This is a genomic window from Chengkuizengella marina (assembly GCF_009910845.1).
In the GTDB taxonomy this organism is placed as follows: domain Bacteria; phylum Bacillota; class Bacilli; order Paenibacillales; family KCTC-33759; genus Chengkuizengella; species Chengkuizengella marina.
Genome location: NZ_SIJB01000055.1, coordinates 1 through 9203, shown reverse-complemented (window position 1 = coordinate 9203; position 9203 = coordinate 1). Strand labels below are relative to the sequence as shown.

The window sequence follows — 9203 nt, the reverse complement described above, 5'->3', positions numbered from 1 at the left end:
CCCTTTTTTGACGTTATCAGCCATCTTGCGCTGAACACGAGAGTATATTTTATTGATTGTCATACTCCCTTCACCTGTCCATCCTGTAGCTTTTTTAAAAGTACTGCCATACCCTGCAAAATTTACATCCTCATAGGTTACGGTTACTTTAGCTTCAAAGGATATAACTTCCGCCCAAAGTTCTCCATCTACCCATACCTTTCCGTATGTGCCAACTATAATTTTGTCTGCGTTTGGTCTACTCAACTACATTCACCCCTTAAACTGAGATATTAAAGTTCAAGTCTTCTACAGCATCTAAAAACTTAAGTTTTCCTGCTATAAACACTTTACTACCGTATGACTTTTGTTTTACTTGTTGCTCATTGAATTCACTCATATCTGTACCTTGAGACTCCCAAGCTTGACGTTGTGCTTCTACATCAACATCAACTTTATTATCAGATGCACCATCTAACACTTCTCCTAACAGACCATTAAGATAAGCATTAACAGCAGTAATAAACAAAACTTGATTATCATATGAGTTATTGACTTTACCCACGTAATTATCGTTAAACGTGCGTGTAATATCTTCTCTAATGAGGTCATGACCTTCTATGATTTTGATTTTCTTGAAATCCTCGCCTTTTTCAGTAGTTGTTGTAGTAAGTGAATTTACACCACGTCCAATTTTGACTTTTTCACCATCGTTAATTAATATCAATTGTCCTGCATCAATATCTGTGTCTGGTGTTTCGCTTTCAGAGATAGAATCAACTTCATTCAATTCAAAGTAGGTTGAACTTCTTGTCAATGGTAATCCTGCCAAAATACCTGCAATTCGTGCTGTATATTCAGATGTTGAATACGTTGTATCACCAACTACAATGCCCTCAGTTGTAAAATTGATAATCCCTTCATGATCACTTTCACTATTAGGCAAAACAGCTTTAAATGTCTTTTTATCAATGTTTCGCTGTGATTTTAACCATGTGGAAACATGACTTACATCTGCATTACTAATTCCAGGTATCGCTAAATAGTTCCACCGTTTGCTAGATAATCGAGTCAATGCATCATGATAATTAGTTGCTGACACATCTAACCTCTCAATAATCACTTTAGATGGCACTCCTAAGAATGCTTTTTCAATGTAATCCTTGTTTCCTGCTGTCCAGTCACTTTCATTGATTTCAGTTACTGTTTTGTATTCTTTTGTTTCAAAATCCCCTGTGTCGTCTTTAAGGATCAATGCAACAATCCCTCTTTGACTTCGCTGAATAGCAGATACAGAAAGGCTTGAAAAATTAATATTTATTTCTGGTAAACCCATTTCATCACCCCTTACAAATCGTCAAAAATTTTATCAAACTCTTTTTCTAAAATTTCATCCCACTTTGAATCCACTTCATTGGTGGATTTTTCAAAAACATGGGACCCTTCTTTAAATCCATGTTCCTGACCCTTTTTATCTACGATTCTGTGACCGTACTCTATCAGATGAGCATGAGGAGCTGCGCTATACACACGAACCTTATAACTTCCTGTTGTTTGATCTTTCCACACCTTGCCTCTTCTGATCGATTTATGATAGTTTCCTGTTTTCTTTTTAACATGTTTTCTAGCATATCTTGCAATAATTGTCCTTGCTTTAGATCCCGATTTTCGCATGAGTTTTTTTGCTTCTTTAGGGAAATGGTCAACTAAATCATTTAACTCATTTTTGAAATCATCTAAACCTTTTGTGTCGATGTCAAAATCACTCATTGTACTTAAGCTCCTGCATGATGTCTCCTTGTTTTTCTTGCTGATCAATCTCTTCATAAAAATCAAAACTGAAGCTAAAATGAACAACCTTATCAATAATGTCTGTATTCACACTATTTAATGTGATTGTTCTATCCTCTACTTCAATATTTAAACCAAATAACAATTCCAATCTGTCTTGAACATTATAAGCTTCTTCTTTGAATCTATATCGATCACTGGGAAAGAATAAGATACGACACGTTATATCTCGTAGTCGATTAAATAAAAACGTCTCTGTTTCATTAGTTTCAAGAGAAACAAAAAAAGAAGGTCGTTCAAAACCTTCTTCCACATCACTACTTTGTAACTTAATCCCTTTGAACTCAGATTTAATTTTGTCATTGATAGCTTTATTAATCATTGCTCTTGTCAACATCAAAGGATCACCCTTTCAATCGTTAACAATAATGTTTCGTGACGGTTTAGTGGATCTTCGATGTACTCAATATTCCAACGTTGATCCTCAATCATAATAAACATATCTGTCTTGATGTCTTCGCGATAAACGATGGTAACAACTGCATTGTTTGTGGTTTCAATGGTGCCATTTAATTCACCTGTTCCGCCTCCTGTATAATCAATCTTTGCTTGTAATGTATATAATAATTCCGGTTGAGGGGTTTGTTCACCCATGCTATTTTCAACGTAAGTGTTCCGCCATATTTCAACTACATGCTCAAGACGTGCAACATTTGGCTCAATATCATCTTGGACTTGGCAAACTAATTCAATGGTTTTTGCATTTTGACAAAACGTCCGTAAAATCAAGTATTCTATGCCTTTATAAGAAAGCTTTTGTTGATCTTCATACTCAAAAGCATGAATGACAAAGATAACTGTTGGTTTATGGTTGTTAGCGTATGCTGCATAAAATTCACTACGTTGTACAGATTTCTTATGTGCATATACAGGTTTTCTATGACTTTCAGTTTTTTCATCATTTCCAACTCTAGTTAATTCCACATCTATTAATTCAACAATACAATCAAACCTCATTCCTCCACCTCATCGTAAGTTAATTGAGTCAATAAGGTATTAAAAGCAGGGGAAAATCTAACCACTCCACTTTCCATTTGCCAAAGATCCGTAACTCCCATCACAATGACACCAACTGCTAAATCATCATTCATTTTCTCTTCTGATACCCCTGCATTCTTCATATATGACTTTACTGCTAAAAGTTTCTGATTTAGAATACCATCCTGTGCAGAATCTTGAAGTGATATACTGAGTCCAATTTTACACTCAATTAGCAATTCCTCATTTGTCATCACCTACACCGACTCTCAAATCAACGCTATGAGGGACCAAGACAATGTTTAATCCTGTTTGTTCGTTTTCTAAGCGTACCTTTTGGGATAGCTGCTCATGTTCTGATTGAGTTAATGCTTTCTTGGCTTGAAAATAAATAGTATCGTTTCTTTGTACAATCACATTTGCTTTCTTGTTTTCTACTATCTTAGGTGGTTCATTATTCTCTGCCTGTGGTACCTCTTCTGTCTCTTTGCTCTCTTTTTTTTCTGTATTATCTTCTTTAGAATCCTTATCCTGCTTAGCTCCACTGTTCTCTTCAATGTTTTCAGGATTTCCTTCTTTTGTTTCAATGTTTTCTTCTGTAACCTCAAATTTCTCTTTTTCAGAGTTTGGTTTTTCATTCTTTTTTGTTTTTGCCATTGTTTATCACCTCATAATTAAATTAAAAAAGAGAAGACTTGTATCCCCTCCTTAAGTTGCTATTACTTTCTTTACACGAACAAACCCTTTATGCATAGCTACATTACCACCAGCCCATACAGAACCACGATAAGCAATTTGACCACTCTTAAACTTATAATCCCTTGATTCTTCTACTGATACTTGTGAGAAAATAGGCATTTCATAAGCTTTCACCATTCCATAAGCCATGCAATACCTATCAACAGGAGTTGAATCAGAAGATAAAGGAGCGCAAGCACTATTAATAATAAATGGAATTTCAAAACTATCATCGGATGAAATGGTACCTGTATTACCATTCTTTCTAATCTTGTATAACTTCTTACCATCTGTTGCACGAACAGCAGCAAATGCAGCTAAATCTTGTTTATTTAAAGTTAAGTAAGCTCCACCCTCCACTTCTTCATCTCCACCATAACCGAACACAATTTTATCTAATGTATCCGCATCAATTTCTGAAATTTCGATATCTGTGTTCTCAGGGATTACATTAGAAGGCGCATTAAAAATTCCATTGATTGCATTCGCTCCACCAGCACCCACAATAATTTGTTTAGTAATTTTCTTTCTTAATGCTTCACCAATACTCTTAGCAACACTAGATTGGTAATTTATATTTGGTAATTTCATAGATTCATCTGTCATTTCAGCATAAGCGGTGATTTTTGCTTTACCGATGGTGACATAACCGTATGCCGGATCAGCATCCTTGTACTCTCCATCTTCTGCAGTATAATCACCCTCACCACTAGAAACTTCAAAACCTTTTGTATAACTCTCGCCGCCCATAAGAGGTATTCCATTAACTAAATCTACTAAAGAAGATACTTCACTAAACTTAGGATTTAATGTATTGCTATATTTTTTCTCAGTGATAAGAGTCCCTCCACCAATCGAAACAGCACGTAACTCAGGGATTTCTTCAATATCAAATGTTACTGCTCGCTTGCTTTTTAAGTCAGATCCTCTTTTTTCATACATTTTTTCTAACTTTTCAGCTCTTTTTTCATCCGTATTTGTAGGTTGTCCAATATTAAAAGTTGAAACAGGTTTCAATTGACCCTCTGGTGTACTTCTTTTCTCTTGTACAGCTCCATCATCACGTGGTATCTCTTCGCGCTTTTTAGATAGACCATCTATAATGCTTCTAAGCTCTGTAATATCTTCATTCACCTTGTCCATTTCAGAATTAAGGGATCTTAACTCAATAACATCTTCACTAGCTTTTGATTTTTCCCCAATCTCTGCTTTTCGATCTTCTTTCTTTTTTAACATTGCCTTTAATGTTTCTAAATTCATATTCTTCACCCTTTTAATAAAATTTGATTTTTCAACTTTAATACTTCCAACTTCCTTACTTCTTCCTCATTAGGCCCTTTTGAATCCATGTACTCTTTGTAAGCATCTTCTATACTTCTAGTGGATGCACTAGTCGATTCATAAGCCGGCCATGCAGTTAAACTTATCTCTGGCAAATTCGCCTTAATTACGGTCCTAATAATGTTGCTTTCATCTGCTTCATTCCAATCATCTTTTGTAGGTTGGAACCCCACAGATATATACTCCTTGTTACCAGTTCTGACATCTTCGTAAGCATCATTTGCAAGGGTAGTAGATAAAATTTCAAGACTATATTTGAGTCCAGTTGGATCTGTTGTTAAGGTGAGTGTGCCTTTATTTGATCTACCCAACACTTTTCCAGTATCATGGTCCACTAAAAATTTAGTATCTTGACCTGAGTTGAGGTAGTCATCGAAAGCCCCTTCCTGAAATTGTTCTCGAAACTTATACCATCTCCCCAGTGGTTTCGATAGCTGGTTCCACTTCATGGCGTACCCTTCAATGTACTTTTTCCCATCATCATCGACTCGAATTTCAAATCCACCAGCAGCCCGATGCTCGATTTTATTTGTCATTGCTCTCACCCCCTTTCTCTGACTTCGTTCCTGCTCGTTTCATTTGATATTCCCCTGCTAAATTCACATCAATATAGTTCAAACTCATATTCCTTACATCCCCACCATCATATGGCGGATAACCAAAAAGCTGTAGCAAATCATTATTGGTTAATGCTCCACGATTACCCAAAATGTCAGCTACAGCAATTCTGTTTTTTGTATTTGTAAATAACAATCGTTGCGGATAGAAAACAATTTCGTTCCCGTGGTCTAACTGTCCTTTCGTGAATATTGTTTTACTAAATGCTTGCCCTAAACTAATGATGATAGGCTCCAGTGTTTTCTCGTAAAATGCCTGGTACTGTTCATCTGTAAAGTCCCCACTAATGATAGGAACAGATACACCGTAGTAACGTAGGACCTTGTTATCTAAGAATTCTAAGGTATCTTTATCAATTACTTTTGGATCAGATTTTATATCAAAATAATCTCCCTTTAAATCCATCGGTAATATACCTGTTTCATTATTTTTGATCGCTTCCTCAAAACGTTTCCGTTCTTCTTCTTGCTTTTTATCCTCAAGCATCGTGTTAATTTTTAAAATTCCTCTTACTGATAAACTCGTTTTGATCGCTTTATCCAAGCCCTGTAGAACCGTATCGTTAATTTGTAACACCTTCAAAATTGCTTCATTATCAGGTTGACCATGAGCACCACCACCCATGATTTCATTCACAGAAAATTTTTTACGTAAGTGAATAATGTCAGAATAATCAATTGTAAAATCTTGACCGTTTGCAAACATGAATTTGATAAACAATTTCCCTGATTCATCTTGTAAATAATCTACTTGTTTAGGATTTAACGGATAAAAGCTTGTATACTCTCTTCTTGATCCATCTGGCCCATTAATAATGTCGTATGTTGGGTATATGAATGCGTTATAATTCATGTGTAGCAACCAAACAATCTTCTCGATAAAATCTTTAGTCGTCATATGTTCGTTAGGTGCAAATTTAAACAACCGATTTAAACTACTTTTTACATTTTTCTGCATTCCATTAGGATCTATGCGAATGTGTTTAGGTTGTAACTTCGAACATTCAGTCGCAATACAATTAATGGCTGTTTGCACCACATCTGATGCATACACATCTTCTCCAAACTGACTAAATATCGGTATCGAACCGTCAAGAAACTTAGCAACCTGTTTTACTCTACTCTGCTGTGGAGTGAATTTATTTTTTATTACTTGTAACAACCCCATTCAATCACCTCCCAACCAACGACAAAAACTCGGTCCTGTTGTCGATGTAGATTCGATATCCGATAATCATCGTCACTGCACCGTCTATTTTTTGCTCTTCTTTTCCTTGTACTTTCACAGGCATGATTTCCTGTTTTGTACTCAGTTTCAAAGCTGTATTTTCTAAACACCATTTATCTATAGGATGGTGGTTATAATTGATCAGATTACTCTTTAAATCTGCTTCTACTAATTTCATCGGTTCAGATAGACTTCCAAATTCTTGCGATACTCTCACACAATCGAATCCACATTCTTCCATCTCTTTCGTCCAATAGACTGCTGACCATTTGTCATACCCTACCTTATAAACTCTGATCCCATAATCTTTATATAGACTTAAAAAGAACTGAGTCACTAAGCTAAAGTCATTTTCATTCCTAGGTGAGACACGAATCAGATCCTGTCTTATCCACTCTTTGAACCTTTCTCGATCTTCTTTTGATAACTGTTCAAGCTTAGACTCAGGAATAAAATATTTCTGATAGGTGTATTTTTTATGACTTCCTGGTTTCATCAAGAAAATTCTAGCACTTGCTAAATCTCCTGATTTAGATAAGTCTACAGCACCAATAGCGAAGGAGCTACGGAAATCTTCCAAATCAAAAGTTTGTTCATTTACAATATCCTCTGTTGTTAACCAAGCAGTCGCATTATTTTGTTTAATATTAAAATCTTTAGATAAAACAAAGACTCGCATAGATTTACTCGTCTTTGCTTCATCAATCATTTTTTTCAAGAAACTTCTTTTCTTTATGACACCTACGCCTGGATTAGATTTAATCCAAGATTTTTCATCCTGCCATACCTCTTGTTCATTATCTTGGGTGTAAAGCCAAATCAACCAGCGTGGTCTTTCAAGCTCATCATTTAATACTTGTCTAGCTTCAATCAGCCTCTCATCTAGGTATCCATCATTAACAACACCTTCTGTTGTTAGTTCGATATACAAAGGTTCATGTTGGGTAGAAACTGCCTGACGTATCGGCATGGTCGAGGTATTATCCTTTAATTCATGCACTTCATCAACTGCCCCAACTTTGATGTTTTTCCCTTCTTTAGCTCCTGTTTTTGCAGATATTTTCTTTATTTGTCCTTTGTTTTTATAACTAAACTTCCCTGTCTTTTTCGGTTTCTTAGGGTTACCAAAGAATATCCCCTTAATATTGCTCCGTGTTCTTTTTTCTAGGGACTTACTTTCTTCTCTCATCGAGTCAATGGCTTGAAACATTAAATCTGCTTGCTCATAATCGTTACTTGAGCATAAGATCCTGGTACCTAATTCACCACAAAAAAACTCAGCTAAACAAAGCGCTGAGATGAGTGGCGTTTTACCATTTTTTCTTGCAACTAAAAAGAGAATATCTTGATAAAGCCTTACCCACCGGTTAATTTCATTGTCATAAATTTTAAATATATAAATGGCTTCAACAAAAGCTTTTTGAAACAGTTCTAACAAAAAGGGTTTTCCTGCAAATGGTGCTTCAAAGTGTTTGCATTTTGTCTCAATGAATTTAATTCGTTTATGTCCATCCTCAAAATCCACTTTAATTTCAGGATCATCAAAATGTGTTAATAGAATATCCAACATCAACATGAGTTCATGACCAATTAGAATTTCACCTGATTTACACTTACTGATATACTCCAACAAATAAGAATGAGTACCATCATACTCAGCCTGAATAACATTATAAGGATAATCACTCATTCAAACTCATCCATATCATCATCCTCTTCTACAATGTTCTTTTGAAGGACCCCACTCAGTGTTTTAATAGCTACAGCATAACTATTAATATTTTGTCTGTATTGTTTAGCAGCTTCTACGGGTTTTTGAAGTTCTGGACGTTCTGGATGTACCTTGACCATACCTGTTTTTAATAGCACCTCTTTTAGTATCACATTTTCAGCCTTAAGGTAAGCTGCATCGTCAATCAGTCCTTCAACTAATTTCCTCTTAGATTCTTCAACATCTTTGAATATCTCGGTTAATTTCTCATGTTCTCTCTTATAAATTTCACTTTTCGTATCAATTCAAAAAACCTCCAGTCAATTTCAAAATTTTAGGTCTGTGTGTAAATTGTGTCCACAGTACGGTCATTTAGGTGTATGTTCTTAAAAATTGATGGGGGAGTATTAAATCTTAAATTGTTTATCCCTTAACTCCTGCCAACATCCACACTCACATTTCATTGGATCAGCACTACACCTTTTCACACCTGGCAGTGCTATTATATTAGCAAATTGCTTTCTTCCCTCTTGATATTCAATTTCATCTAACACATGCCTCAACTTATTTTTAATTCCTGTTCTCTTAAACCAATTTGAACTATCATATTCCTCTTTAAGTTTAAAAGCTTTCTGTTTTAATTTTGGTACACCCCACACATTGATCACCTCATTCACTTACTGTCTTGTAACAATGTAACACTTAATACTTCTCGTGAATTAAAAGTATTTTTTGCATTAACGAAGGAAACATGATTAGG

General features: G+C 35.3%; 13 protein-coding genes. All 13 read right to left on the bottom strand.

Features of this window, described 5'->3' with window-relative positions:
* Window positions 1-246: phage tail tube protein (locus ERL59_RS19180; RefSeq protein WP_235929966.1), on the bottom strand; the 246-nt coding region annotated here is incomplete at its 3' end.
* Between the two features lie 13 nt (window positions 247-259).
* A complete protein-coding gene (locus ERL59_RS19175) occupies window positions 260-1315 on the bottom strand; it encodes a phage tail sheath subtilisin-like domain-containing protein (protein ID WP_160647859.1) in 1056 nt (351 codons plus the stop codon).
* A gap of 11 nt (window positions 1316-1326) precedes the next feature.
* A complete protein-coding gene (locus ERL59_RS19170; RefSeq protein WP_160647858.1) occupies window positions 1327-1749 on the bottom strand; it encodes an HK97 gp10 family phage protein in 423 nt (140 codons plus the stop codon).
* Window positions 1742-2167 carry a phage tail terminator family protein gene (locus tag ERL59_RS19165; RefSeq protein WP_160647857.1) on the bottom strand — a complete coding sequence of 142 codons (426 nt, stop codon included), beginning with the start codon at window positions 2165-2167 and terminating at the stop codon, window positions 1742-1744. The genes ERL59_RS19170 and ERL59_RS19165 overlap by 8 nt, the downstream gene beginning before the upstream one ends.
* A complete protein-coding gene (locus tag ERL59_RS19160) occupies window positions 2167-2787 on the bottom strand; it encodes a phage head closure protein (RefSeq protein ID WP_160647856.1) in 621 nt (206 codons plus the stop codon). The genes ERL59_RS19165 and ERL59_RS19160 overlap by 1 nt, the downstream gene beginning before the upstream one ends.
* Window positions 2784-3065, bottom strand: a complete 282-nt coding sequence (locus tag ERL59_RS19155; protein ID WP_160647855.1) for a phage gp6-like head-tail connector protein — start codon at window positions 3063-3065, stop codon at window positions 2784-2786. Before ERL59_RS19155 ends, ERL59_RS19160 begins: the two co-directional genes overlap by 4 nt.
* Entirely contained in the window at window positions 3052-3465 is a 414-nt protein-coding gene (locus ERL59_RS20875; RefSeq protein WP_201763641.1) for a hypothetical protein, read from the bottom strand. The genes ERL59_RS19155 and ERL59_RS20875 overlap by 14 nt, the downstream gene beginning before the upstream one ends.
* A gap of 51 nt (window positions 3466-3516) precedes the next feature.
* Window positions 3517-4806: a phage major capsid protein gene (locus ERL59_RS19145; protein ID WP_160647854.1), complete on the bottom strand. Its 1290-nt coding sequence runs from the start codon at window positions 4804-4806 to the stop codon at window positions 3517-3519.
* Between the two features lie 5 nt (window positions 4807-4811).
* Complete coding sequence (locus ERL59_RS19140) at window positions 4812-5423, bottom strand: HK97 family phage prohead protease (protein WP_160647853.1); 612 nt, start codon at window positions 5421-5423, stop codon at window positions 4812-4814.
* Window positions 5413-6672, bottom strand: coding sequence for a phage portal protein (locus tag ERL59_RS19135; RefSeq protein ID WP_160647852.1), 1260 nt, complete (start codon window positions 6670-6672; stop codon window positions 5413-5415). Before ERL59_RS19135 ends, ERL59_RS19140 begins: the two co-directional genes overlap by 11 nt.
* Window positions 6673-6676: 4 nt before the next feature.
* The gene (locus tag ERL59_RS19130; RefSeq protein ID WP_160647851.1) at window positions 6677-8422 is read right to left on the bottom strand and encodes a terminase large subunit; all 1746 of its coding nucleotides are present in this window, start codon (window positions 8420-8422) and stop codon (window positions 6677-6679) included.
* A complete protein-coding gene (locus ERL59_RS20870; RefSeq protein WP_201763640.1) occupies window positions 8419-8616 on the bottom strand; it encodes a hypothetical protein in 198 nt (65 codons plus the stop codon). The genes ERL59_RS19130 and ERL59_RS20870 overlap by 4 nt, the downstream gene beginning before the upstream one ends.
* Window positions 8617-8850: 234 nt before the next feature.
* Complete coding sequence (locus tag ERL59_RS19120) at window positions 8851-9102, bottom strand: hypothetical protein (protein WP_160647850.1); 252 nt, start codon at window positions 9100-9102, stop codon at window positions 8851-8853.
* Window positions 9103-9203 lie beyond the last annotated feature (101 nt).